We start from the raw sequence: 25,385 nt of genomic DNA on the forward strand, positions 1-25,385 counted from the left end.
CGCCCGGACCCCACAATGTCGCTGAAATACACCGCAATTCGCGCCAGCTTTGAGCTGCTCTGGCTCACCGGCATGCCGCGCCTGTTTCGGCTATTGTCGCGCTCGCGCGGTGTGATCTTCACCCTCCATCGCGTGCTACCAGCGCCGCCGGCTGACTTTTCGCCCAACGCCATCCTGCAGGTGCAGCCCGCCTTCCTGGACTACTGCCTCGAGCGATTGGGCGAGCTGGACATCGATATTGTCAGCCTCGATGAGGCGCTAGAGCGTCTCGCGAGCAGCAGGAAAGGCCGCCCCTTTGTCGTCCTGACCTTCGACGACGCGTATCGCGACAATCTCCAGCATGCCTTGCCCATCCTGCGGGCGCATGAGGCGCCGTTCACGCTTTATGTCCCGACGGCCTTCGTCGACGGCGTCGGGCAGCTCTGGTGGCAGGCCATTGAAGACATCATCGCCCGTCAGGAAGCCGTCGCTTTCAGTGAGGACGGAGAGACCGAATATGTCGAGACTCGAACCCTGGCGCAAAAGCAAGAGGCCTTTGACCGTCTCTATTGGCGCTTGCGCAAAATGCCCGAACCCGAGCGGCTTGCGCTTCTGAACGATTTCACCGCCGCCTATGGCTATGATCTGCACCAGCAATGCCGCGACCTGATTATGGACTGGCAGGAGCTGCGCCAATTCGCCGGAGACCCCCTCTGCACCATTGGCGCGCACACTGTGCACCACTACGAGCTTGCCAAGCTTCCGCTTGAGCAGGCACGCAACGAAATGATCCAGTCCGTCGATATTATCGAAGCACAGTTCGGCATCCAGCCGAAGCACTTTTCCTATCCATTGGGTGGCCCGCTTTCTTGCGGTCCACGCGAATTTGATCTGGCAGTTGAGCTTGGTTTTCGCACGGCGGTTACAACGCGCCCGGGCGGTCTTTATCCCTACCATTTGCACAAGTTGTGCCAATTGCCGCGCGTCTCGCTCAACGGGTACTTCCAGGCGCGACGTTATGTCGATGTCTTTGCCAGCGGCGGATTGTTCACCCAACTTGGCAGATTAACTGGTTAATCCTCTGAATGAACTCGCTTTAGCGTCGGTCACCCTGTGTTTCGTCGGGCTTTGCCATCCACTTGATCAACGGCATTGCAGGCAGCATCCAGCCCATCCCGGCGACGATGAAGAACCCGATCAGCACCAGACCGGGAAGTCCCTCGGGAAGCAGCAGGTAAACCGAGGTCGCCAGGATCGACCACAGGATGATCGAACCCACCAGAAGGAAGGCGCCTATCAATTTGCGGCTGCGCTGGTTCATGTGCGGCATCTGGGCTGTTGCGAGGCAAGGATGAGGGGATTACCACTCCCGCACGCTTATCGAAACCGGAAACCGTGCCGTGACCCCCAAGCAAGATGCCGCACCGGGCCAAGTCAGCTATGCAAATGATCCATTGCGACCTGTCCGCATCTGGCTCTACGGGCTGGCTGCCTTTGTCCTGCTCATCGTGGTTGTCGGGGGCATCACCCGCCTGACCGATTCCGGCCTTTCCATCACCTCGTGGAAGCCCATTTCAGGCGTGCTTCCGCCGCTCAACCAGACCGAATGGGAGGCCGAGTTCGAGGCCTATAAGCAGATCCCGCAGTATACGGTGATTAACTCGTGGATGAGCCTGGACGATTTCAAGTTCATATTCTTTTGGGAATGGTTCCACCGCCTCGTCGCGCGCTTCCTTGGCGTGCTCTTCATCGTACCCTTTGCCATCTTCCTGTTCCAGAAGCGCCTGCCGCGGAAACTCGCCTGGCCGCTCTTTGGCCTGTTTGTACTTGGCGGCTTCCAGGGCGCATTGGGCTGGTGGATGGTATCATCGGGCCTGACCGAGTTGACCTCGGTATCTCAATACCGCCTAGCCGCCCACCTGACGGCCGCCTCTTTGCTATTCATCGCACTGATCTACGTAGCCCGCTCGCTCTCCCCAGGTCGGGTCCTGGGGCGGGTTACCCGCTTTCACATGACTACAGCGGTCTTGCTGCTCGTCTCACTCATTCTGCAGATCGGGGCAGGGGCCTTTGTGGCCGGTCTTGACGCTGGCATGGGCTACCAGACCTGGCCATTGATGGACGGTGCCATCATTCCAGGTGGGCTGTTCGCCATGGATCCGGCCTGGCGTAACCTGTTCGAGAATGCGCTGACCGTGCAATTCATCCACCGGGGCATCGCCTATTTGATCGTGGCCTTCGTCGGCTATCTGATCTGGCGCCGATATCGCGATGGCGGGTTTGGCGGTGTTCATGGCTGGCTGCCGCGCATCGGTGCCATCGTGCTGCTGCAGGTGGGTCTGGGCATTGCAACCTTGCTGATGAGTGTCCCCATCGGTCTTGCCGTGGGCCATCAGGCCCTTGCCTTCATGCTGGCCGGCCTCTCAATTGCCTACATTGCCGACATGCATCGGGTGCGGTAAAATAATACCACTTCCATAAGCTATTGATTTATTTGGAGAAATAAATGGGAGTTGACGATACTCGGAATCTCCCTTAGACACCCGCTCGAACTGGCCGGTCCATGCGTGGGCCGGCTGCTTGAATCTTAGGGAATTCGCTTATGAGCACGTACTCGGCAAAACCGAGCGAGATCGAAAAGCAGTGGGTCCTGATCGACGCCGAAGGGCTGGTCGTGGGTCGCCTGGCTTCGATCATCGCATCGCGTCTGCGCGGCAAGCACAAGCCGACCTTCACCCCCCACATGGACATGGGTGACAACATCATCGTCATCAATGCCGACAAGGTGAAGCTGACCGGTCGCAAGTTGGACCAGCATCGCTTCTACTGGCACACCGGCTACCCCGGTGGCATCAAGGACCGCACCGCGCGTGAGTTGCTTGAAGGCCGTTTCCCGAACCGCGTCCTCGAGAACGCCGTTCGCCGGATGATGCCTGGTGGTCCGTTGACCCGCGCCCAGCTCAAGAACCTGCGCGTTTACGCCGGTACCGAGCATCCCCATGAAGCGCAGAATCCGAGCAAGCTCGACGTCGCTGCGATGAACACCAAGAATGCGCGGGTGAAGTAATATGGCTGAAACCATCAACTCCCTCGAAGACCTCGGCACATCCGCAGCCGCTCCGGCTGTGAACACCGCTCCGGTCCACGAACAGAAGCTCGACAGCCTCGGCCGCGCCTATGCCACCGGCAAGCGCAAGAACGCCGTCGCCCGTGTCTGGATCAAGCCAGGCAAGGGCACCCTGACCGTGAACGGTCGCGAGTTCGCCAAGTACTTCGCTCGCCCGGTTCTGCAGCTCATCGTCAAGCAGCCGATCGTCGCATCCGAGCGCCTCGATCAGTATGACGTGAATGTCACCGTCGCCGGTGGTGGTCTGTCCGGTCAGGCCGGTGCCGTTCGTCACGGTATCTCCAAGGCCCTCACCTACTTCGAACCGGCCCTGCGCCCGGTTCTCAAGAAGGGTGGCTTCCTGACCCGCGACAGCCGCGTTGTGGAACGCAAGAAGTACGGCAAGGCCAAGGCCCGCCGGTCCTTCCAGTTCTCCAAGCGTTAATCGCTGGAATTTCGAATATTGCGAGGGGCCGGGAAACCGGCCCCTTTGCTTTGGGAGATGTCATGTTCAGCCACGTGACCGTCGGCAGCAACGATCTCGAACGTGCTGGTCAGTTCTACGATGCCGTGCTTCTGCCGCTTGGCCTTCGTCGGCGCGTGGTAGAGCCCGATGGCGGACCGGAGGCGCTCTGCTGGGTGGGAAAGTCCCCATATCCGCGCTTCTATGTCTATGCACCGTTCGACGGGCAGGCGGCAGCACCTGGGAACGGCGCGATGCTGGCTTTCATCGCGCCAAGCAAGGACGCCGTGATCGAGGCCCATACTGCAGGCTTGGCGGCCGGCGGTCGGGACGAGGGGGCGCCCGGCCTCAGACCGCACTATGCACCAGACTATTTCGGCGCCTATTTGCGCGATCCTGATGGCAACAAAGTCCACCTTGTATTTCGGGCGGCTCTGCTCACCTGATTGCCATGCCCAGTCTCGTCACGCGCTTTCACATCCTGATTTTCATCGTCACCCTGGCCGTTGCCGGTGTCGCTGTCCTCAACATCCCCGAGGGTTACGCGTTCCCGGCACATTGGCGCGGTTCGACTGTAGATTGGTTATGGCCGCGCAATCTCGCCCTGACCATCGCGCCGTCGCTACAGCTTTTTCTTCTGGCAGCTTTCTTTCTTCTCGGACATGCGCTGACCAAGAACCACCTTGCCAAGACCAGGCATATCTTGGACCCGGCGCTGAGCCTGCTTCTGGCCGTCGCCGCGGCCTGCCAGCTCGGACTGCTTTTCAATGGCATCGGCTCGGACATCGATATGTTCCGCATCACGGCTTTTGGCCTGTCGGCCATTTTGCTGGTGCTGGCCGTCGTTATCTACGAGGCCGAGCGCCATTCCTATGCCGGCCTGCGCATGCCCTGGCCCATTCCATCCGATCGCGCCTGGACATTGGTCCACCGCATCAGCGGAATCGCTTCGGGGCTTGCCGCCATCGTATTGGCCTGGCTGGCCTGGACCGATCCGGGCCCGGGCATGCTTGTGCTTGCAATGGCGGGGACCCTCGGCACGCTGCCCCTGTTGGCCGGCTTGGTTACGCTTGCGACCCGCTTCATGCAGGACTAGCGCCACCCCACCATCAACCTCTCCAGCCCGTGGAAGTGGTAGACATCGCCATAGCGCGGTGTCTCGACGATCCTGAGGGTCGGGAGCCGCTCGAACAACACACGCATCGATTCCTGCAACTCGATCCGCGCCAATGGCGCACCGATGCAGAAGTGGATGCCCGCGCCGAAGCTGACATGGGCGCCATCCGTGCGGAACGGATCGAACCGGTCGGCATGGGCGAACCGCGCCGGGTCACGATTGGCCGCCCCCAGCATTAGCCCGATCACGTCGCCCTTGCGCAGCGCAATGCCGTCCACGTCCGTGTCCATCAGCGAATAGCGGGTGAACAGGTGCAGGGGCGCATCGAAACGCAGGCATTCCTCCACGGTTCTTTCCGCCTGTTCCGGCGTTGCGAACAGGCTCTGCGGGTCGAGCCCGCTGTCCAGGATCGACTTCACCCCATTGCCAGTCGTATGCACCGTCGCCTCATGCCCGGCATTGAGCAGCAAAATGGCGGTTGATATCACCTCGTCTTCGCTCAGCACGTCGCCGTCGCGGTCCGTGGTCAGCATATGGGTGAGCAGGTCTTCGCGCGGCGCCTTGCGCCGTTCCGCGATCACGTCACGCAGATAGGCCGTGAAATCCGCCGCCGCCTGATTGGCATCCAGTTCGGTCTCGTGGGTGACATTGTACATATACATGGTCACCATACGGTTGGACCAGTTGAGCAATTGCGGCGCCATTTCGGCCGGCAATCCGATCATTTCGGCGATCACTATCGCAGGGATCGGCGCGGCGAAGGCCTTGATCAGATCAACACTCTCCGCGCCCTCGAACCCATCGATGATCTCGTGCGCCAATTGCCGGATGCGCGGACGCAATTGCTCCACCTGCCGCGACACGAAAGCACGGTTCACAAGCGTCCGCAGCCGCGTATGGGCCGGCGCCTCCAGGTTCAACAGCGAAAATTTCTCTGTCAGATCGAAGTCCGCCACATGCGGCTTGGGCCCGGGCAGCCCGATCTCTTCACGGCTCGCCACATGCAGAATATCCCGCCCGAACCGCTTGTCGCGCAACAGGGCGCTGACCGATTTGAAATCGGCAAAGCACCAATGCCCATACTCTTCCCAGAAGAAGGCCGGGTGGCTCGCATGTTGCCGCGCGTAGAAAGCGTAAGGGTCCTGGTAGAACTTAGGATCCTGTGGCGCCGCGCTTGCGCTTAACAGCGATGGAACATCGGTGATCGGCTTGACTTGAGTAATTGCGGCCATAGTCTCGGGGCTGATGTTTTTTTGATCGGTTGGTCAAATCTAGAACGTGACGCTGGATCTGCCTATGCCCTCGCGCCTTGCTCCTGTCGAAAAAATCGCTAGGGAAGAGGGCGACAGTTTCGAGGAGCATAAATCCTGTGAGTGACATCACCTATTCCGAGGCAATCGACGCCATCTACGCCTCGATCCAGAACGACAACGAAGACCTTGATACCCATATCGCTGCGCTAAAGGGCGCCATGGCACGCGAAGGGATCAAGGAAGCCACCTTCGAAACCGCCAAGCTGGCCCAGGGCAATCGTCAGGGCCGCAAGCTGATGCAGGCCTACTTCCGCAAAAAGGGCATCGCGGTCGGTTTCAGCTAAATTGAGACAATTTGGCTTCATTCACCTTTTAGCCACAAGAAATGGGCGAGAAACGGTCGGACTATTGAAGCCTGCCCCATTGCCGCCTATCTCTGCCTTTACCGCCCGTTAAGGCGGCGTCGACTGCAATCAGCCTGTCGCGCTGATTCTATTTTCCGGCACGCCCAGCCTGTTTCGCCAAGGGTGCGATATGGTGCAGGGCAAGTCCAAACCAACCAAGCCTGCTATCCGGTCCGCGACCCGGGGCAAGGTCAAGGGGCAAACCATATGCGGGATCCGCACGATCTTTACATGAATACGCTCGTTCCCATGGTGGTCGAGCAGTCGAACCGCGGCGAGCGCGCATTCGACATTTATTCGCGCCTGCTGCGCGAACGCATCATCTTTGTGACCGGCGTGGTCGAGGACAACATGGCCTCGCTCATCGTCGCCCAGCTTCTGTTTCTCGAATCAGAGAACCCTAAGAAGGAAATCGCCATGTATATCAACTCGCCGGGTGGCGTGGTGACGGCTGGGCTTTCCATCTACGACACCATGCAGTTCATCCGTCCGGCCGTTGCCACCATGGTCATGGGCCAGGCCGCCTCGATGGGCTCGCTGCTGCTGGCAGCCGGTGAATCGGGCATGCGCACCTCGCTGCCCAATTCGCGCGTCATGGTCCACCAGCCGTCCGGCGGCTTCCAGGGTCAGGTCACCGACATCCTGATTCATGCTAAGGAAGTCGAGGGTTTGAAGCGTCGTCTTAATCAGATTTATGAGAAGCACACCGGCCGTTCATATGAGGAAATCGAGAACGCTCTGGAGCGTGACCGCTTCCTGTCGCCCGAAGAGGCTAAGGCCTTCGGCCTGATCGATGCGGTCATGGAAAAACGCGCAGTGCCGGAGGCATCCGCCTGACTTGGCGCGCGTTAAGCACAATGCTGATGCGCCGTGGACTGTGATCCAAGCGCAATTGCACCGAGCCGGAACGGCCTTTAAGGTCGTTTCGGCTTAGACTTTCTTTATGCCTTGAGCGTTAGCCTGCCTGTTAACGCTTGATTTTGGGGGTGCTCAACCCCCGGGAGTGACTGGATGTCCAAAGAGACGACGAACGGCGAAACCTCCAAGAACACGCTTTACTGCTCGTTCTGCGGCAAGTCGCAGCACGAAGTGCGTAAGCTGATCGCCGGTCCGACCGTATTCATCTGCGATGAATGCGTCGAACTGTGCATGGACATCATCCGCGAAGAGAACAAGACCTCCATGGTCAAGTCCTCCGAGGGCGTGCCCACACCTGCAGAAATCTGCAAGGTGCTTGACGACTACGTCATCGGCCAGTTCCGCGCCAAGCGCGTGCTCTCCGTGGCTGTCCACAATCACTACAAGCGCCTGCACCACGCAGCCAAGAACCAGGATGTTGAACTGTCCAAGTCCAACATCATGCTGATCGGCCCCACCGGTTCAGGCAAGACCCTGTTGGCCCAGACCATGGCGCGCATCCTCGATGTGCCCTTCACCATGGCCGATGCCACCACCCTCACCGAAGCCGGTTATGTCGGCGAGGACGTGGAAAACATCATTCTTAAATTGCTGCAGTCTGCCGACTACAATGTCGAGAAGGCCCAGCGCGGCATCGTCTATATCGACGAGGTCGACAAGATTTCCCGCAAGTCGGACAACCCCTCGATCACCCGAGACGTATCGGGCGAAGGTGTTCAGCAGGCCCTGCTCAAGATCATGGAAGGCACCGTTGCCTCCGTGCCCCCGCAGGGCGGCCGAAAGCACCCGCAGCAGGAATTCCTGCAGGTGGACACGACCAATATTCTGTTCATCTGCGGCGGCGCATTTGCGGGCCTCGAAAAGATCATCTCCGCGCGTGGCGAGGGTTCGGGCATCGGCTTTGCCGCCACCGTCAAGGATCCGAACGATCGTCGCGTTGGTGAAATGTTGGCCGAGGTGGAGCCCGAGGATCTGGTCAAGTTCGGCCTCATCCCCGAATTCATCGGTCGCCTGCCGGTCCTGGCAACGCTGGAAGATCTCGATGTGCCTGCGCTCATCGAAATTCTCACCGCGCCCAAGAACGCCCTGGTTCGTCAGTATCAGCGCCTGTTCCAGATGGAAGAGATCGAACTCACCTTCCACGAGGATGCCCTCAAGGCCATCGCCGAGAAGGCCATCGAGCGCAAGACCGGTGCCCGCGGCCTCCGCTCGATCATGGAAGGCATCCTGCTCGACACCATGTACGACCTGCCCTCGCTTGAAGGCGTCGAAGAAGTGGTGATCAGCGAGGATGTGGTGCGGGGCAAGGACGTGCGTCCGCTCTACATCTATTCCGAGCGCAACAAGGACGAGGCGCCGGCAACGGCGTAGTGTCCTGACACTGAAAAGTGAAAACGCCGGGCCCAGTGCCCGGCGTTTTTCTTTGTTCCCTTCCCCCTGAAGGAAACCCTGTCCAGAGTGTGGATGCTAATCCTGCGTCACGAATTCCACGGGACCGGCTTCCTCACCCATGATCGATCGACCGAACAGGCTCGCGACCAGGTCCACCATCAGCGTCGCCGTCTTGCCGCCATGGTCGAGGAAGGGATTGAGCTCCACCACGTCGAGCGATCCGACCAGCCCGCTGTCATGCAGCATCTCCATCACCAGATGCGCCTCGCGATAGCTGAGGCCTCCCGGCACGAGCGTACCGCCGCCAGGTGCAATACTGGGATCGACCGAATCGACATCGAAACTGACATGCAGATGCGCCCCATCGGCTTTGGCCTTGTCGATCACATGCTGCATGGTTGCGACTATGCCGAGCTGGTCAAGCTTGCGCATGTCGATCACCTCGACACCGCGCGCCTGCACCAGCTTTCGCTCTTCGCGGTCCACCGAGCGGGCCCCGAAAACGGTCACATTGCGCGGATCGATCCGTCCCAGCCAGTCGCCACGATAGCTCGCATCGAACTCTTTTTCCCCGCACAGCAGCGCCAGCGGCATGCCATGCAGATTGCCTGAGGGGGAGGTTTCGGGGGTGTTGTAGTCCGCATGGGCATCGACCCAGAGCACATGCACCGGCCTCTGTTTCGGCAGGCAATGCCTGGCCACCGCAGAAACTGTGCCTATCGCGATAGAGTGATCGCCGCCCAGGAACACAGGAAAATGACCGGCGTCCAAAATTCCTAGTCCCGCGTCGCTGACCTGCTGCGCCAACTCGAGTACATCGCCCTTTCGCTGTTCCACCGTACGCCAGCTCAAGGGGGTCGTGGATAAACCCGCATGCGAATTGCGCAAGTCGCCATGGTCGGCAACGTCAAGCTCGAGATCGATCAGGGCCTCGAGCATACCCGCTACGCGTAGGGCCTCCGGCCCCATGCCACAGCCCCGCACCGACGCACCCGAGGCGGTGGCAACGCCGATAAAGTCAATTCGTCTGGGTCGAATGGGGGGCATGTCTGGTTCCTCGACGGACTGGATCATATAGGGTCAGACTGACATGCCGATATGCAGGCAGGCCACCACATTCGTTTCGGCAGCCAAGGCACACCCGTGTTCCGGCCTTTTGCACATATCTCCTGTGCGAAGTAACGCTATTGGTCACAAAACCGCAAAGCTTGACTTGCGGGCAGGGCGGTCCACCCTATTTATTAACCTGAATCGCCCAGCCTCATAACGATTGGGCAGTCGCAATACGGGCGCGCTACCAATTCCTCCCTCCGGCGCGCCCCGGAAAGGATATGTGATGTCGGAAGTTACCTCCACCGGCGAAACAAGCCGGGACCGGGTTTACCCGGTCCTCCCGCTGCGCGACATCGTCGTCTTCCCCGGCATGATCGTGCCGCTCTTTGTGGGGCGCGAGAAGTCGGTCAAGGCGCTTGAAGAAGTGATGCGCGACGACAAGCACATCCTCGTCGTGACGCAGAAGAATGCGCAGGACGATGATCCAGCGCCCGACCAGATCTACCCCACCGGTACCATCGCCACCGTTTTGCAGCTCCTCAAGCTGCCTGATGGTACGGTCAAGGTTCTCGTGGAAGGGCTTAATCGCGCCACCATCGACAATTATCTCCAGACCGAGGAATATTTCGAGGCCGAGGCCTCCGTGCTCCCCGAGCCTGAGGAAGATGCGACCGAAGTCGAGGCTCTGGCCCGTTCCGCTCAGTCCGAGTTCGAGAACTACGTCAAGCTCAACAAGAAAATTTCGGCTGAGGTCGTCGCGGCCGTCGGACAGATCGAGAATGCCAGCAAGCTGGCCGACACCATCGCCAGCCATCTCGTCATCAAGATCCCCGAAAAGGAAGATCTGCTCGAAACCGTTTCGGTCATCGAGCGCCTGCAGAAGGTCATCGGCCTTATGGAAGGCGAGATCGGCGTCCTGCAGGTGGAAAAGCGCATCCGCTCCCGCGTCAAGCGACAGATGGAAAAGACCCAGCGCGAATATTACCTGAACGAGCAGATGAAGGCGATCCAGCGCGAACTGGGCGATGGCGAAGATGGCGCCAACGAAATCACCGAACTCGAAGAGCGCGTCGCCAAGACCAAGCTCTCCAAGGAAGCCCGCGCCAAGGCCGAAGGCGAGATCAAGAAGCTCAAGGGCATGAGTCCGATGTCGGCCGAAGCCACGGTCGTTCGTAACTACCTTGATACGCTTCTGGGCCTGCCCTGGGGCAAGAAGTCCAAGGTCAAGCGCGACCTGTCCATGGCCGAAAAGGTCCTGGACGCGGACCACTATGGCCTCGAAAAGGTCAAGGAACGCATTCTGGAATATCTGGCCGTGCAGGCTCGCACCGGTACGCTCAAGGGCCCGATCCTCTGCCTGGTCGGTCCTCCGGGCGTCGGCAAGACCTCGCTCGGCAAGTCCATTGCCAAGGCGACCGGCCGTGAATTTGTCCGCATGGCCCTTGGCGGCGTGCGCGACGAAGCCGAAATCCGCGGGCACCGCCGAACCTATATCGGCTCCATGCCCGGCAAGATCATCCAGTCGCTCAAGAAGGTGGGCAAGAACAACCCGCTTTTCCTGCTCGACGAGATCGACAAGATGGGTCAGGACTTCCGCGGCGATCCGTCATCGGCCCTGCTCGAAGTGCTCGATCCCGAACAGAACAGCACCTTCAACGATCACTATCTGGAAGTCGATTTCGACCTTTCGGACGTGATGTTCGTGACCACCTCGAACACGCTCAACATCCCTGGCCCGCTGATGGACCGCATGGAGATCATCCGCCTCTCCGGCTACACCGAAGAGGAAAAGCACGCGATCGCCAAGCAGCACCTGATCCCGGAAACCGCCAAGGAAAACGGGCTGGCCGACGGCGAATTCGTGCTCTCCGACGAGATGCTGATGAAGGTCGTTCGTGGCTATACCCGCGAGGCCGGCGTGCGCAATCTCAAGCGCGAAATCTCCAAGCTGATGCGCAAGGCGGTCACCGACATCGTCCGCACCAAGGTCAAGTCGATTGAGATTACCGAAGAACGGCTGGCCGAGTATCTCGGCCCGATGATCTTCAAGCACGGTGAGATCGAAGCCGAAGCCCAGGTCGGTCTGGTCACCGGCCTTGCCTGGACCTCGGTCGGCGGCGAAATGCTCACCATCGAAGGCGTGATGACGCCGGGCAAGGGCCGCATGTCGGTCACCGGCAACATCAAGGAAGTGATGAAGGAGTCGCTCACCGCAGCTCAGGCCTATGTGAAGTCCCGCTGCATCGACTTCGGCATCAAACCGCCCATGTTCGATACGCGTGATATTCATGTCCACCTGCCCGAAGGCGCCACCCCCAAGGATGGACCCTCGGCTGGTATTGGCCTGGCTACCGCCATCGTTTCGGTGATGACCGGCATTCCAGTGCGCAATGATGTCGCCATGACCGGCGAAATCACCCTGCGAGGTCGCGTTCTGCCGATCGGCGGTCTCAAGGAAAAGCTCCTTGCGGCCCTGCGTGGCGGCATCAAGACCGTGCTAATCCCTGAAGAAAATGTCCGCGATCTCCAGGAGATTCCGGATATCGTCAAGGAAGGCATGGAGATCGTGCCGGTCTCACGCATGGATCAGGTCATCGAGCGGGCGCTGGTGCGCAAGCCCGAGCCGATCGAGTGGGACTTCGACGCTGAACCTGCCGTGGCCGCTAAGGTCGACCCGGCCGACGATGCGGGTGCCAGCGTCACCCACTGATATTGGCTATATTCAGAACTGTGATGGCGGCCTCCGGGCCGCCATTTCTATTTCGGGGAGACGTGCCGCGGAATGTAGAGGTGCTCCACGTCAATGCCGTTGGGCACATATTTTCCGCGGTGCAGCCAGAATTGCTCGCCACAGGCGGCGCGCGCCATCTCCACCATGGCATGCATCTGCGACGCGTCCCGCGAGGTCATTTCCACCCAGACAAAGCCGCGATCACTGGCTGGGTCGCGCGTGAACCGCACCCCGATCCCCTGGCCGGGCATCAGTTGCATCTCCGGGAGATGGCGCCGCAGCTTGGCAATGAAGTCGGCCGCATGGGTGTCGGGCACGCACACCTCCATATTGCGCACCCGCCGCCGCGTCTCGCGAAAGAACTTCCCCAGAAAATGCTTGGCCGGCACTCCGGTCCAGGGCGCCAGTACACGTTCGGAGGAGCCAACGATCCGCTGCCGCCCGCGCATTCGCAGATTGAGCAGCAGCTTCTGGATCCAGTGCGGCGAACCGCGCATCGGCGGAAAAGGGCGCCGGTCACCCGGTTCTGGCCCGTCGACCGGATTGACGTTGTAAACCATCAATTCGTGGCTGCGCGGATACCAATGAACTGTCGTGCTGAAATTGACGCGATATTCGCCGGCTACATAATCCTCGAGCCGGCTTTCCTTCTGCCACTCGATGGTATTGGCCAGAAGTCGGCTGGGTCGGCACGCAAAGGTCACTTCGGTGACAACGATCCCGCCCTCACCCCGCAGCCGGTCCCAGAGGGCATCGTCGCGCAGAGAGACTTTTTCCTCGCCAGTCTCGTCCACATAGCGGATCGAGGTGATCAGGTCATACATCGAGATGTGTTCGGCACTGCTGCCATGCACTTCAGCGAAAAAGCAAGCACCCGCAGAAATATCGACAAATTCGGGGAGCGTAGCAAACGTCATCCCGCGCGGCACCAGATGGCCGAGCATAGCGCGCAGCGTCGTGCCGGCCTTCACCGTCAGGGCATTGTCGGCAAGGCCAATGACGCCCGAATAATGCTCCATGACCAATTGGTCGGTCTGCTTGCGGTCGTTGAACCAGAGGAAATAGCCGCGTCCTATGGCGTGGTAGGGCTTGCCGCTCCGTACCGTGTCACGAATGTCATCTAGGCTCCTCGCATCGACAACGCGGGCAGGGGGCTCGAAGAAGTCGGCCAGCGTGCGCCCGGTCTCCACCCCGCTCAATGCCTTCACCTTGTCCGAGCTGACTTGCACGTCATGGCCCAGAAACCAAAGCGTCGAAGGGATAAATCGCCCCCCGAATTTGCCCAGCCAGTCAGGCGCGAGCAGGATTGGCCGTTGTGCCAGCCCCGCCGCATGCCTGAAATAGTCATCCGAGCGCACATCGAGGTCGCCGAGATTGACCACTTCGTTGGCCACCCCGCGCTCGATCAGCGCCAGCAATTGTCCAGCCAGATCTGCCACATGAATGAGGTTTATGGTTCGGTTTTTCAGACCGATAGGCGCCATGCGCATGGCGTCGACTATCCCGCTGGACCAGGCCATGCCCGGTCCCATCACCATGGTCGGCCGCACGATGAGATAATTGATGCCTTTGTCTCGGCAAGCCGCTATCACCCGGGCCTCTTCCGTCAGCTTTAGCCGCGTATAGGCATCAAGCCGCTTGGTGCCCGCCAGATCTGCATCCTCGGACTGCACCGGGTGCTCTTTCGGATCAAGCGCTGCATAGACCACCTGGGAGCTGAAATAGACAAACAGCTTGCACCGCTCCGGGGAAATCAGCGCCAGCAACTGCTCGGTCGTCGCCTGATTGGCCGGAATGAACTGCCGCCCGCGTGCCTTGGTGTTTAGCGCCGCATGCACGACAACCTCGGCAGCACCAACCGCCTCGGTCAGCCCGATCTTGTCGTCGAACTGCACGGCATGAACGCTCTTGGGCACGCCCGCGGGCGGACGACGATACACCGCCGCGACCTTGTGCCGAACCGCCAGCGTCTTGGCCAGTTGCTGGCCAATGCCGCCGCCCGCGCCAACTAGGCAGATTTGCATCGGCTGCACCACCGCAGGCGAGGGCCCCGGAACCTGTGTCGGATCGATGTGCTCGCGGCGGTTCACCCGGTTACCGGATAGCGCCGAGCGCCAGCTTCTGCAGCTTCGATGGTGGTCTCGATGAACCGGACCGCCGTCTCCAGGCCCTTTTCCTCCGACAGCGCCTTGCCGATGGTCGCTGCATTGGCGGCCATCGCCTTGTTGTTAGTTAGCTCGTAGAGCGCACTTGCCAGAATTTCCGGCGTGATCGCCCGCAGCCGCACGGGGGCAGGCCCGCACCCCAGCGCCCTGACGCGGCGCCCCCAATAGCGCTGGTCATAGGCCTGCGGCACGGTGAAGGTCGGCCGGCCAGCTCTGAGGCCCGCTGCCGTGGTGCCGGCGCCGCCATGATGCACCACGGCCGAAACCAGTTGGAACAGCTTGTCATGCGGCGCCTCTGCAACCGCAAAGACGGTGTTTGGCAAATCGGCGGGATTGATGCCGCCCCAGCCACGCGCCACGATGGCGCGTCCGCCCCATTGTTCGAGCGCCGAGCGCAGCAATTGCGTATTGCGTTCCGCCCCGAAGGGCATCGACCCGAAGCCGATATAGACCGGCGGTGGCCCTGCATCGAGAAAGGCCTGCAATTCGGGCGATGGTTCCCAGCCGCTATTGTCGTCCAGAAACCAGAACCCGGTTACAACGGCGGTCTGCGGCCAGTCGCGCGGGCGGGGCGAAACCGTCGCGGAAAAATTGTAGAGCGTCGGTATGTTGTTACCGTTGCTATCCTTGAACAGCCCGCCGCGCTTGCGGGGACCAAGCCCCATCAATTGCTTGCGCACCCGGTCCCGCGGCATGTCGTAATAGGCCTGCTGCAGGTTCATTGCGATATAGCTGAGCTTGTTGAAGGTCGGGCCCAGATCGGGAACCTCATAGGCACAGATGGGAAATTCTCGTGTCGGATTGAGCGGCTGCATCGCCGTCATGATGACGGGAATGTCCAGCGCTTCGGCGATGTCGATGCCGAAACTGGTATTGATGTTGACCACAATCGCGTCCGCACCCTGCGACATGGCCCAGGCATTGCGCGCGGCGCGTTCCACCAGGGCCTGGCCCTCGCGCAGCAATTGCGGGAAATGGTGCAGCTTCATCTGACTGATCGCGTTGTCGAATCGCGATTCCTGCAGCCAGTCCTGAATCTTGGTTCCCAGGCTGTGGAATTCGACCCCATGCGAGGTAACCATCTCTTCAAAATCGGCATTTGTGCCCAGGACGACATCGTGGCCGTCGTCCTGCAGCGCTTTGGCCAGCGCCAGATAGGGCCGAACGTCCCCAGAAGTGCCGATTGTTGCGATTGCGACGCGTTTTCCCATGCACCTATCCGAACAGCCCCGGCCGCGCTGTGGCCGACAAGGTGATTACATGTAAAGGCTCGCTGGCATTTACAAGACTTGTCTCAGGCCATAAAAAGGCGCTGACCACGCTTGGGTGGTATCAGAAGTCATTTCTGAAGGGCAAGAGACATGGCGTCCCCGTTCACTGTTGCATGGTTTGGAGCACTGCTCGCCGGCAATCCGGTGGCGGCTCGCTTCGAGGCAGCGGCGGCAAGCGCCCGATAGCTCTTCCCACATGGCCAGGAACTGGCCGGGAAGAGCCGAATAGATTTGTTTCCGGTCCGTTTGGGCCGCTTAACCCGTAGACAACCATAATTCCGCGATAATCAGCCTCAACATGATAGAGGCGTGGCGCTTTGGCGCGGCGCGGCCAGTTTCAGGCCCCATAGGGCCATCCGAGGATCAAATGAGCGAAGTCTTCCATCGCATCCGCCGCCTTCCCCCCTATGTGTTCGAGCACATCAACCCCATCAAGGCCAAGGCGCGCGCCGAGGGCGTGGATATTATCGATCTGGGTATGGGCAATCCCGATCTGCCGACCCCGGACCACATCGTCAACAAGCTCAAGGAGACGGTGGCCGATCCGCGCACCCATCGCTATTCGACTTCCAAGGGCATTCCGGGCCTGCGCAAGGCCCAGGCGAGCTATTATGGCCGCCGCTTCGGCGTGAAGCTCAATCCCGAGACCCAGGTCGTGGCGACGCTCGGCTCCAAGGAGGGTTTTGCCAACATGGCCCAGGCGATTACCGCCCCGGGTGATGTGGTCCTGGTGCCCAATCCGACCTATCCCATTCACTCGTTTGGCTTCATCATGTCTGGTGGCGTCGTGCGCTCCATGCCGGCCGACCCGAACGAAGACTTCATGCGCTCGCTCGATCGGGCCGTGCGGCACTCAATCCCCAAGCCTATCGCCTTGGTCCTGAACTACCCGGCCAACCCGACCGCTTACACCGCCGATCTCGATTTTTACACCGAGGTTGTCAGGTACTGTAAGGCCAACGACATCTTCATCCTGTCCGATCTGGCCTATTCTGAGATCTATTTCGATGACGTGCCGCCGCCTTCCGTCTTGCAGGTGCCCGGTGCCATGGACATCGCCGTCGAGTTCACTTCGATGTCCAAGACCTATTCCATGCCTGGCTGGCGCGTTGGCTTCGCTGTTGGCAATGAACGCCTGATTGCCGCCCTGGCGCGCGTCAAGTCCTATCTCGACTATGGCGCTTTCACGCCCATTCAGGTCGCCGCGGTCGCCGCCCTCAACGGCTCCGACGAAGTTGTCGATGAGGTGCGCAAGATCTACAAACACCGCCGAGACGTCATGGTGGAAAGCTTTGGCCGCGCGGGCTGGACCATTCCCGTGCCGCGCGCCACCATGTTCGCCTGGGCGCCGATCCCCGATCAGTTCGCTCATCTTGGGTCTCTCGAATTCGCCAAGCTGCTGATCCAGGAAACCGGTGTGGGCGTCGCACCGGGTGTCGGCTTTGGTGAATATGGCGATCAATATATCCGTCTGGCCTTTGTCGAGAACGAACAGCGCATCCGCCAGGCCGCGCGCAACGTCAAGAAGCTGCTCGGTGGCAAGGCCGGGCAGGGCAATGTCGTGCCGCTCAAAGCTTAGCCAACAATTTACATGACAAAACAGGTCACCTTTTGTATGGAGGACCAACTCCAGCCAAAGGGTGATCCATGTCGTTCCGCTCCCTCTTTCTGTCCTTGGCCATAGCCCTTGGCTTGGCCGCTGCTGCCGACGCGCAGGCCTTCCCCGTCACCATTTCCCATGCCTATGGCGAGACGACCATTCCCGCCAAGCCGCAGCGTATCGTCACCTGGGGATGGGCCGCGCAGGATGCCGTGATTGCACTGGGCGAGGTGCCGGTTGGTATCCCCTATTTCAGCTATGGTGGCGATGAGGATGGCGCCCTGACCTGGACCAAGGACGCGGTCGACGCGCTTGGCGCCGATTTCCCGACCATCCTGCCGGATGGGTTCGACGCGCCAATTGAAGCCATCGCCGCGCTGCAACCAGACCTCATCGTCGCGGTCTATTCCGGCCTCACTGCCGAAGAATACCAAATGCTCAGCGGCATTGCACCGGTCGTCGCATTTCCGGAAACGGCGTGGAGCACCCCCTGGCAGCAGACCATCACCATCACCGGCGAGGCTATGGGCAAGAAAACCGAGGCCGAGGCGCTGGTCGATGAACTCGAGCAATTCATCATCGACGAAACGGCCAAATACCCCGAAGTCGAAGGCGCCAGCTTTGCCACCGTAGCCGAATACAACGGCGAAGTGGCCGTTTATGCCAATCTCGACAGCCGGGTGAAATTCCTGGTCGATGCCGGCCTGATTTCGGCCCCCAGCGTGACCGAACTGGCCCAGGGTGAGAACTTCTTTTTCTCCCTCAGCTTTGAGAGCTTTGAACAGCTCACCGCCGACGCGCTGATCTCCTATTTTGAGACGCCGGAGGACGATGCCGCCTTCTTCGGCAATCCTGTCATCGCTTTGCATCCCCAAGTGCAGGAAGGGGCCGTTGCCCACGTTATTGGAGCCGAGCTCATCAATGCCATCTCCCCGCCGAGCGCCCTGTCGCTCAAATGGGGCTATCCGCAATACATTGGGCTGATTGCCGACGCGGTGAAGGCCGGTGAGACCGAATAGGCAGGAAGAGCGGGCCGGTCGTGCGATCGGTCCATTTCCTTTGGCAACTCCTATTGACGGCTAGGCGATTTCCTATGCACATGTCGCCACCATGAGTGATATCCAGTCTTTCCGCCAAGCCGTCGAATCCTTCATCTCTGCAAGGGGTTGGACGCCCACGCGTTTCGGCCGCATCGTTGCCGGCGATCCGTTGTTCGTGTTCGACCTGCGCGAAGGGCGCGAACCGCGCAGCGAGACGCGCACGCGCATTCTCAAGGCCATGGCCGAATTGGGGGATACCGACACGCAGGCGCCACTGCGGGTTGGTGTTGCCGGCTTGGGCAATGTTGGTGCCACGCTGGTGCGAATCCTGCAAAAGGACAGCGCCGAACTGACGCGAAAACTTGGCCGCCAATTGGAAGTCGTCGCTGTTGCCGCGCGCTCGCGTTCCCGCGACCGCGGCATTGATATTTCCGGCCTGGAATGGTTCGACGATCCGGTCGCCCTGGCCAAATGGGATGGCATCGACCTGTTTGTCGAACTGATCGGTGGCGAAGATGGTCCGGCCTTTGCATCGGTCAAGGCCGCGCTGGAGATCGGCCGCCCGGTGGTGACCGCCAACAAGGCCCTGTTGGCCAAGCACGGCGTCACCCTGGCACACCTTGCCGAAGAATCTGGCGCCCAACTCGGCTTCGAGGCCGCCGTGGCCGGGGGCATACCGGTCATCAAGACATTGCGCGAAGGCCTGGGCACTGCCCGTATCGCCAAGGTCTTCGGCATCATGAATGGCACCTGCAACTACATCCTCACCCGCATGGGCAATGAAGGCATATCCTTTGCCGACTGCCTCAAGGACGCTCAGGCCCTTGGCTATGCCGAGGCCGACCCGACTTTTGACGTGGAAGGCTTCGATACCGCCCACAAGCTCTCGATCCTCTCAACCCTCTGTTTTGGCTATGAAATCGCCCCTGAAAAGATACGGGTGGAGGGCGTTTCCAGCATCACCCAGCACGATATCCAGGTGGCCGCCGAACTCGGCTACAAGATCAAGCTGCTGGGCATTGCCGAGCGCACCGAAAGCGGCATTGAGCAGCGCGTCCATCCTACCTTCGTGCCCAAGGGCAGCGCTATCGCCGGCGTCGATGGGGTAATGAACGCGATCGCGCTCGAAACCGACCATGTGCACGAGCTGCTTCTGGCCGGTCCGGGCGCTGGCGGCCCGCCCACGGCCTCATCGGTGCTTTCCGATATTCTGGACATCGCCCGCGGCACCCGCGTACCGCCGCTCGGCGTGCCCAGCGCCGAACTTTTGCCCTACCGCGAAGCGCCGCACCGCGCCCATGAAGGTGGCTTCTACATCCGCCTCAGCGCCAAGGATGTGCCGGGCGCCCTCGCCGCCATCGCTACGCGCATGGGGGAAAAGTCGATCTCCATCGATTCTGTCATCCAGCGGTCCGATTTGAGTGCCAAAGCCATAGCGCCCGATGGGTCGCCAGCACGGACGGTAGTGATGATTACCCAGCAGACTTTGGAATCATCGGTACGCGAAGCGCTTGCGCAGATTGCCGATGATGGGTTCATAGTCGGCGAACCACAATTGATACGCATCGAAAAGCTCTGACCTGCCCGGAAGAGCTTCAGGGGGAAACATGAAGCTCAGCAAGGTCGAAGACGGTCGGGATCCTGCTAATCTGCACCGCACCTTGACGCTAGAAATGGTGCGGGTCACCGAGCGGGCCGCCATCGCGGCAGCTGAATGGCGCGGCAAGGGCAATGAAAAGGCTGCCGATGAGGCCGCCGTCGCTGCCATGAAAGCTGAACTGGACGAAGTCGCAATTTCCGGTCGCATCGTTATCGGCGAGGGCGAGCAGTTCGAATGCGATGACCTTTTTGTCGGTCAGTCGGTGGGTCAGGGGCAGGGCCCCGAGGTCGACATTGCGGTCGATCCGCTTGAAGGCGTCACCCTGTGCGCCAAGAATCAGCCCGATTCGCTTGTCGTGCTCGCCATGGCCGAGCGCGGCGGTCTGCTCAACGTCGCTCGCAACGTCTATATGCACAAGATCGCCATCGGCGCCGATTACCCCCCCGAAACCGTGCATATCGAATGGTCGGCGACCGAGAATGTGAAGGCGCTGGCCAAGGCCAAGGGCGTGCCGATCTCCGAAATCACCGCCATCGTGCTCGATCGCCCGCGCCATGGCGGCCTGCTCGAAGAACTGCGAACGGCTGGCGTTTCTGTCAAGCTGCTAAGTGACGGCGATATCGCCGGCGTCATCCATGCCGTCAACACGGCCGATACCGGCGTGGATATCTATCTCGGCTCCGGCGGCGCTCCCGAGGGCGTACTGGCCGCCGCGGCCCTGCGCTGCATTGGCGGGCAGATGCAAGGCAAGCTCATCCTCGATACGCCCGACAAGCGCATGCACGCCAAGGAAATGGGTATAACCGACCCCAACCGCATCTACGACGTGACCGAACTGGCCGCGGGCGATGTGCTGTTTTCGGCGACCGGCGTCACCGACGGCTCACTCACCGACGGCGTCCGCCTGCGGCGCGGCTGGGTCGAGACCTCGACCGTCGTCATGCGCAGCTGGAGCCAGACTACGCGCTGGATCAAGGCGCGGCACGCGCGGTAGCGGCGCTCGCGGTGCCACCCTTCTCCCCTTGTGGGAGAAGGTGCCCGAAGGGCGGATGAGGGGGCTCTTCGCCGTCAACCCCTTCCCACCCAACTCAAAATCCCATAACCCTCACCTATGCCCGAAACCCCGCGCCCTTTTCTGGACATCACCCAATCGGTCTCCGGCCGTGCCTGGGTGGATCGGCTCGACATGGGCGCGGCGCGCAATGCCACGGCCATTGGTCAGCGGACCGGTATCCCCGATATCCTGGCGCGGATAATGGCCGGCCGAGGCGTGAGCCTTGAGGCCGCTGAAAGCTATCTTGAGCCGACCATCAGGGCCCTGATGCCCGATCCTTCGACCATGACCGGCATGGACGATCTCGCCGAGCGCCTGGCCAAGGCCATCACAGACAATGAATCCGTTGCGCTCTTTGGCGATTATGACGTGGACGGCGCCTGTTCCTGCGCTTTGATGACGCGATACCTGAGGCATTTCGGTATCGAGCCCCAGGTCCACATTCCCGATCGGATCTTTGAAGGCTACGGTCCCAACAGCGCGGCCATGGATAAGCTGATCGAGGCCGGCGCCAGCCTGATTATCACGCTCGATTGCGGCACCACCAGTGAGGGACCCATCGCCCACGCCCGCGAAAAGGGCGCCGATGTTCTGGTCATCGACCATCACCTGGTCGATCACGACCTGCCCCCCGCCAATGCCTTGGTCAATCCCAATCGGCCCGATGACATTTCCGGCCTGGGCTATCTTTGCGCGGCCGGCGTCACCTTTATGGTTCTGGTGGCGGTCAATCGTGCACTGCGGAACCGTGGCAATACTGGATTGCCCGATCTGCTGAACCTGCTCGATCTGGTGGCGCTTGCCACCGTCTGCGACGTTGTCCCGCTGACCGGCCTTAATCGCGCCTTTGTGGTCCGGGGTCTGGAAGTCGCACGGCGTGGTGAAAAACCTGGCCTTTCGGCCTTGGCCCTGGCGGCCCGCGCAAGTGGCCCGCTCAATCCCTACCATCTGGGCTTTCTCATCGGCCCGCGCATCAATGCCGGCGGGCGCATTGGCGACGCGGCCTTGGGGACACGCCTCCTCGCGCTGGACGACGAGCATCAGGCCATGGTCATCGCCGCCCAGCTCGACGAACTCAATGGAGAGCGGCAGCGTATAGAAGTCGAGGCCGTGGAGCAGGCCGCCGCGACCGCCGAAGCCGAAATCGGCAGCGGCGAAGGGCCGCCCGTCCTGGTTCTGGCCTCCGCCGACTGGCATCCCGGCGTGGTCGGCCTGATTGCCGCGCGGTTGCGCGAACGCTACGAGCGCCCCAGTTTCGCCATTGCTCTTAATCCCGACGGCACCGGAACCGGCTCGGGCCGATCCATGCCGGGCGTCGATCTGGGCAGCGCCGTCATCGAGGCCGTTGAAACTGGCATTATTCCCAAGGGTGGTGGTCATGCCATGGCGGCCGGTGTCAGCCTGCGCCCCGGCGATCTGGGGCCGTTCCGGGCGTTTCTTGCTGAAAAGCTCAGCGCCAGTGTGGGGGTAGCCCGCGCGGCTTCCGCACTCAAGATCGACGCAGCATTGACTGCGCGCGGTGCCAATATTGATCTGCTACACAATCTCGAGCGTGCAGGGCCCTATGGCGCCGGTAATCCTTCACCGGTTTTCGCTTTTCCCGCCCATCGTGCGCGCTTCCCGCAAATTGTGGGCAAGGGCGGCCATATCAGCTTTTCGCTGGCCTCAGACGACGGCGCAAAGCTCAAGGCCATTGCCTTCAGGGCTGCTGGCACTGCCTTGGGAGACACCTTGATGCGTGATGGTGATGGCCCGCTGCATTTTGCCGGTGGCCTGTCGATCGATCACTACCAGGGTCGCGAACTGCCCCAATTCCGGCTGATTGACATTGCCAGCCCCCCGCGTTGATCCAGTTCAGATCTGATCCCATATCGGATGCGTATTGTCCTGGCATATGGGCCATGTGGTCGCCTCAAAGTGTCAGGCGACTTGCATATCCGCTTGCGAGGGCTAAACTATCTCCTGGTGTCCTGTGGGAGGCGACGCCTCACTTGCAGGGTCATTCTGACACTCATGCTTGGCGACGGGCACGCGTTGCGCCGCCATTTTATTGCTAAAGTTGGACCAAGCGGCACCATGACAAAAACAGCCGTCGAACACTCTCAGACTGGCACTTCGCTCTGGACGCACCTGACGTCCTGGCTGGTAGAACGAGTTGGCGTTTCCCTGATCGGCAGGCCTATGCACGGCTCGCTGACCGTGGTCTTTCCCAATGGGCGCACACGCACGGTGGGGCAGGGCAATGCTGGCGAGCATGCCACCTTGCGGCTGAACAATTTTAAGGTCATTTCCGAGGCCATGCACCGCGGCACAGTCGGCTTTGCGGCAGCCTACATGAATGGCGACATCGAATCGGACGACCTGACAGCGTTATTCCGCTTTTTCCTGCAGAACCGGGAGATGTTCGATCAGGCTGGCAAGGGCTTTTTCCGCCGCGCTGCCGCCGATCTGCACTACCATCTCTCGCGCCGCAACACGCTGGAAGGCTCAAAGAAGAACATTGCCGAGCACTACGATCTCGGCAACGATTTCTATGGCCAGTGGCTTGATCCCTCCATGACCTATTCGTCGGCGGTATTCACGTCCGGCGATCAAAGCCTGGAAGAGGCCCAACTGGCGAAATATCATCGAGTTGCCGACATGGCCGGTATTACCGAAGGCGCCTCAGTGCTCGAAATCGGCTGCGGCTGGGGCGGGTTTGCCGAGACCGTTGCGCGCGACTACAAGGCTAATCTGCGCGGTATCACCCTCTCTGCCGAGCAGTTGAAGTTTGGTCTCGAACGTCTGAAGCGTCAGGGACTCGACCAGTTTGCGACCCTTGTCTTTGAGGATTATCGCCATACACAGGGGCAATTCGACCATATCGGCTCGATCGAAATGATCGAGGCAGTCGGCGAAGACAATTGGCCAAGTTACTTCCAGACCCTGCATGACCGCCTCAAGCCTGGTGGCACCGCCGCCATTCAGGCGATCACCATCCAGGAGCGGGATTTCGATAACTACAAGGCAGGGCCGGACTTTATCCAGCGTTACATCTTTCCCGGTGGCATGTTGCTGACCAAGACGGTTATGCAGGAGTTCGGTACTCGCTATGGCTTGGTGCTCGAACAGGTAGAGACCTTTGGCCAGTCCTATGCCCGCACCCTCCGTCTATGGCGCGAGCGTTTTCTTGAGCGCTGGCCGATGATCGCACCGCTCGGTTATGACGAAACCTTCAGGCGCAAATGGGTTTACTACCTTTCTTACTGCGAAGCCGGGTTCACCGAGAGCGCCATCGACGTCGGTATCTATCAGTATCGCCGCCCGGTAGAACCTGCGATCTAGTCTGGAAAGGGCTTGTTGCATCTGTCGAATTTCATTGCCTGGCTTCGCCAGGCGATCGATTTGGCATACGCGTCAAAACCTGTCGGCCTGCGCATTAACATGACTTGACCAGTCATCTTATGAGGTCTAGGGAACGGCAAATTTCCCGCTCCCGCAAGGTCCGTCATGCTTCGCTCCACTATGGTGTTGATTTCCGCCGAGAAGTGCCCCGTGTGTGAGGTGGACCCCTCAGGCGTCAACCTCTAGCTGGTTCTCACTCTTTCGGATGATGGCTACCGGCACGGCATATTTTTGAGGGGAGCAACCAATCGAGAATTTCCACGGTGTGCCGAAACGAAGTCCTTTGAGTTTAGGAGCCCGAGCATTCATTGCCGGACGAGCCGGCCAACAAGCTCAGTGTATCAAGAGCTCACACCGGTGGATCGTAAGCATTGTCTACTTCAAGAGAGACCGGTTCGGTCACCCGGCTTGAATACGTCACTTCGTCGACCCTGTAGGGGGTACCCGACAATCTTTGACCGTCTGCACCGCTGGCGATCCATAAGCAAGTGTGTCCCACGACGATCGTGCACGCTCGCCATTGTTCGCTCGAGGATATTACACGGATATTATACTGGTTTTTCAACGCTCAGGCTAAGAGCTTGATTTATTTGGTACGCCCAAGGGGAATCGAACCCCTGTTTACGCCGTGAGAGGGCGTCGTCCTGACCGCTAGACGATGGGCGCACGGTCATCGCTTTGTCCTTGCCGCATGCTCGAAGAGCATGGGGGAAGGTGGTACGCCCTAGGGGAATCGAACCCCTCTCTGCACCGTGAAAGGGTGCCGTCCTAACCGATAGACGAAGGGCGCATCAGCGCGATGGGCGTCGTATAATGGGGTGCTTTTGATTGTGCAACCCTGTTTACGTTGATCCC

General features: G+C 60.4%; 21 protein-coding genes and 2 tRNA genes. 16 read left to right on the forward strand and 7 right to left on the reverse strand.

Annotated features, from left to right (window positions below; translation table 11 throughout):
* Positions 1 to 15 precede the first annotated feature (15 nt).
* Complete coding sequence (locus tag GO014_RS02710; protein ID WP_157289027.1) at positions 16 to 1,056, forward strand: polysaccharide deacetylase family protein; 1,041 nt, start codon at positions 16 to 18, stop codon at positions 1,054 to 1,056.
* 19 nt (positions 1,057 to 1,075) lie between these two features.
* Here the strand turns inward: GO014_RS02710 and GO014_RS02715 are convergent, their stop codons facing one another.
* Positions 1,076 to 1,300, reverse strand: a complete 225-nt coding sequence (locus GO014_RS02715) for a DUF2842 domain-containing protein (RefSeq protein WP_157289028.1) — start codon at positions 1,298 to 1,300, stop codon at positions 1,076 to 1,078.
* A 79-nt stretch (positions 1,301 to 1,379) separates the two neighbouring features.
* On the opposite strand from GO014_RS02715, the gene GO014_RS02720 reads away from it, so the two are divergent.
* The 5 genes from GO014_RS02720 to GO014_RS02740 all read left to right on the forward strand — a co-directional run bounded on the left by GO014_RS02720 (position 1,380) and on the right by GO014_RS02740 (position 4,644).
* Positions 1,380 to 2,441, forward strand: coding sequence for a COX15/CtaA family protein (locus GO014_RS02720; protein WP_343030724.1), 1,062 nt, complete (start codon positions 1,380 to 1,382; stop codon positions 2,439 to 2,441).
* 140 nt (positions 2,442 to 2,581) lie between these two features.
* The gene (gene rplM / locus GO014_RS02725) at positions 2,582 to 3,046 is read left to right on the forward strand and encodes a 50S ribosomal protein L13 (RefSeq protein WP_104894569.1); all 465 of its coding nucleotides are present in this window, start codon (positions 2,582 to 2,584) and stop codon (positions 3,044 to 3,046) included.
* A gap of 1 nt (position 3,047) precedes the next feature.
* Positions 3,048 to 3,530, forward strand: a complete 483-nt coding sequence (gene rpsI, locus GO014_RS02730) for a 30S ribosomal protein S9 (protein WP_157289029.1) — start codon at positions 3,048 to 3,050, stop codon at positions 3,528 to 3,530.
* A 62-nt stretch (positions 3,531 to 3,592) separates the two neighbouring features.
* A complete protein-coding gene (locus GO014_RS02735) occupies positions 3,593 to 3,994 on the forward strand; it encodes a VOC family protein (RefSeq protein ID WP_157289030.1) in 402 nt (133 codons plus the stop codon).
* Between the two features lie 5 nt (positions 3,995 to 3,999).
* Positions 4,000 to 4,644, forward strand: a complete 645-nt coding sequence (locus GO014_RS02740) for an SdpI family protein (RefSeq protein WP_157289031.1) — start codon at positions 4,000 to 4,002, stop codon at positions 4,642 to 4,644.
* Here GO014_RS02740 and GO014_RS02745 read toward each other — a convergent pair.
* Positions 4,641 to 5,897 carry a cytochrome P450 gene (locus GO014_RS02745; RefSeq protein ID WP_157289032.1) on the reverse strand — a complete coding sequence of 419 codons (1,257 nt, stop codon included), beginning with the start codon at positions 5,895 to 5,897 and terminating at the stop codon, positions 4,641 to 4,643. The genes GO014_RS02740 and GO014_RS02745 overlap by 4 nt on opposite strands.
* 137 nt (positions 5,898 to 6,034) lie before the next feature.
* On the opposite strand from GO014_RS02745, the gene GO014_RS02750 reads away from it, so the two are divergent.
* From GO014_RS02750 to clpX, 3 genes are all read left to right on the forward strand, one after another.
* Entirely contained in the window at positions 6,035 to 6,262 is a 228-nt protein-coding gene (locus GO014_RS02750; protein WP_343030726.1) for a hypothetical protein, read from the forward strand.
* Positions 6,263 to 6,529: 267 nt separating this feature from the next.
* Positions 6,530 to 7,159, forward strand: a complete 630-nt coding sequence (locus GO014_RS02755) for an ATP-dependent Clp protease proteolytic subunit (protein WP_104894563.1) — start codon at positions 6,530 to 6,532, stop codon at positions 7,157 to 7,159.
* A gap of 174 nt (positions 7,160 to 7,333) precedes the next feature.
* The gene (gene clpX, locus GO014_RS02760; protein ID WP_104894562.1) at positions 7,334 to 8,611 is read left to right on the forward strand and encodes an ATP-dependent Clp protease ATP-binding subunit ClpX; all 1,278 of its coding nucleotides are present in this window, start codon (positions 7,334 to 7,336) and stop codon (positions 8,609 to 8,611) included.
* Between the two features lie 96 nt (positions 8,612 to 8,707).
* On the opposite strand, the gene rocF is transcribed toward clpX, so the two are convergent.
* Positions 8,708 to 9,679, reverse strand: a complete 972-nt coding sequence (gene rocF, locus GO014_RS02765; RefSeq protein WP_157289033.1) for an arginase — start codon at positions 9,677 to 9,679, stop codon at positions 8,708 to 8,710.
* Between the two features lie 289 nt (positions 9,680 to 9,968).
* Between rocF and lon the strand changes: the two genes are divergently transcribed.
* Positions 9,969 to 12,395, forward strand: coding sequence for an endopeptidase La (gene lon, locus GO014_RS02770; protein ID WP_157289034.1), 2,427 nt, complete (start codon positions 9,969 to 9,971; stop codon positions 12,393 to 12,395).
* Between the two features lie 47 nt (positions 12,396 to 12,442).
* On the opposite strand, the gene GO014_RS02775 is transcribed toward lon, so the two are convergent.
* Both GO014_RS02775 and GO014_RS02780 read right to left on the reverse strand, forming a co-directional pair.
* On the reverse strand, positions 12,443 to 14,440 hold the full coding sequence (locus GO014_RS02775; protein ID WP_157289035.1) for an NAD-dependent epimerase/dehydratase family protein: 1,998 nt from the start codon (positions 14,438 to 14,440) through the stop codon (positions 12,443 to 12,445).
* A 62-nt stretch (positions 14,441 to 14,502) separates the two neighbouring features.
* The gene (locus GO014_RS02780) at positions 14,503 to 15,792 is read right to left on the reverse strand and encodes a glycosyltransferase (RefSeq protein ID WP_116590161.1); all 1,290 of its coding nucleotides are present in this window, start codon (positions 15,790 to 15,792) and stop codon (positions 14,503 to 14,505) included.
* Between the two features lie 427 nt (positions 15,793 to 16,219).
* Here GO014_RS02780 and GO014_RS02785 point away from each other — a divergent pair, with 427 nt between their 5' ends.
* The 6 genes from GO014_RS02785 (at position 16,220) to GO014_RS02810 (ending at position 24,470) form a co-directional block, all read left to right on the forward strand.
* Positions 16,220 to 17,431, forward strand: a complete 1,212-nt coding sequence (locus tag GO014_RS02785) for an LL-diaminopimelate aminotransferase (RefSeq protein WP_157289036.1) — start codon at positions 16,220 to 16,222, stop codon at positions 17,429 to 17,431.
* A 68-nt stretch (positions 17,432 to 17,499) separates the two neighbouring features.
* The gene (locus GO014_RS02790) at positions 17,500 to 18,471 is read left to right on the forward strand and encodes an ABC transporter substrate-binding protein (protein WP_157289037.1); all 972 of its coding nucleotides are present in this window, start codon (positions 17,500 to 17,502) and stop codon (positions 18,469 to 18,471) included.
* 259 nt (positions 18,472 to 18,730) lie between these two features.
* Positions 18,731 to 20,071: a homoserine dehydrogenase gene (locus tag GO014_RS02795; RefSeq protein ID WP_246204445.1), complete on the forward strand. Its 1,341-nt coding sequence runs from the start codon at positions 18,731 to 18,733 to the stop codon at positions 20,069 to 20,071.
* A gap of 28 nt (positions 20,072 to 20,099) precedes the next feature.
* Entirely contained in the window at positions 20,100 to 21,086 is a 987-nt protein-coding gene (gene glpX / locus GO014_RS02800) for a class II fructose-bisphosphatase (protein ID WP_157289039.1), read from the forward strand.
* A gap of 117 nt (positions 21,087 to 21,203) precedes the next feature.
* Positions 21,204 to 22,994, forward strand: coding sequence for a single-stranded-DNA-specific exonuclease RecJ (recJ, locus tag GO014_RS02805; protein WP_157289040.1), 1,791 nt, complete (start codon positions 21,204 to 21,206; stop codon positions 22,992 to 22,994).
* A gap of 228 nt (positions 22,995 to 23,222) precedes the next feature.
* A complete protein-coding gene (locus GO014_RS02810) occupies positions 23,223 to 24,470 on the forward strand; it encodes an SAM-dependent methyltransferase (RefSeq protein WP_157289041.1) in 1,248 nt (415 codons plus the stop codon).
* Positions 24,471 to 25,121: 651 nt separating this feature from the next.
* Here GO014_RS02810 and GO014_RS02815 read toward each other — a convergent pair.
* Both GO014_RS02815 and GO014_RS02820 read right to left on the reverse strand, forming a co-directional pair.
* A tRNA-Glu gene (locus GO014_RS02815) sits at positions 25,122 to 25,196 on the reverse strand.
* Positions 25,197 to 25,245: 49 nt separating this feature from the next.
* A tRNA-Glu gene (locus GO014_RS02820) sits at positions 25,246 to 25,320 on the reverse strand.
* Between the last annotated feature and the right edge of the window lie 65 nt (positions 25,321 to 25,385).

Origin of the sequence: Devosia marina, from assembly GCF_009758415.1 — a bacterium.
Classification (GTDB): domain Bacteria; phylum Pseudomonadota; class Alphaproteobacteria; order Rhizobiales; family Devosiaceae; genus Devosia; species Devosia marina.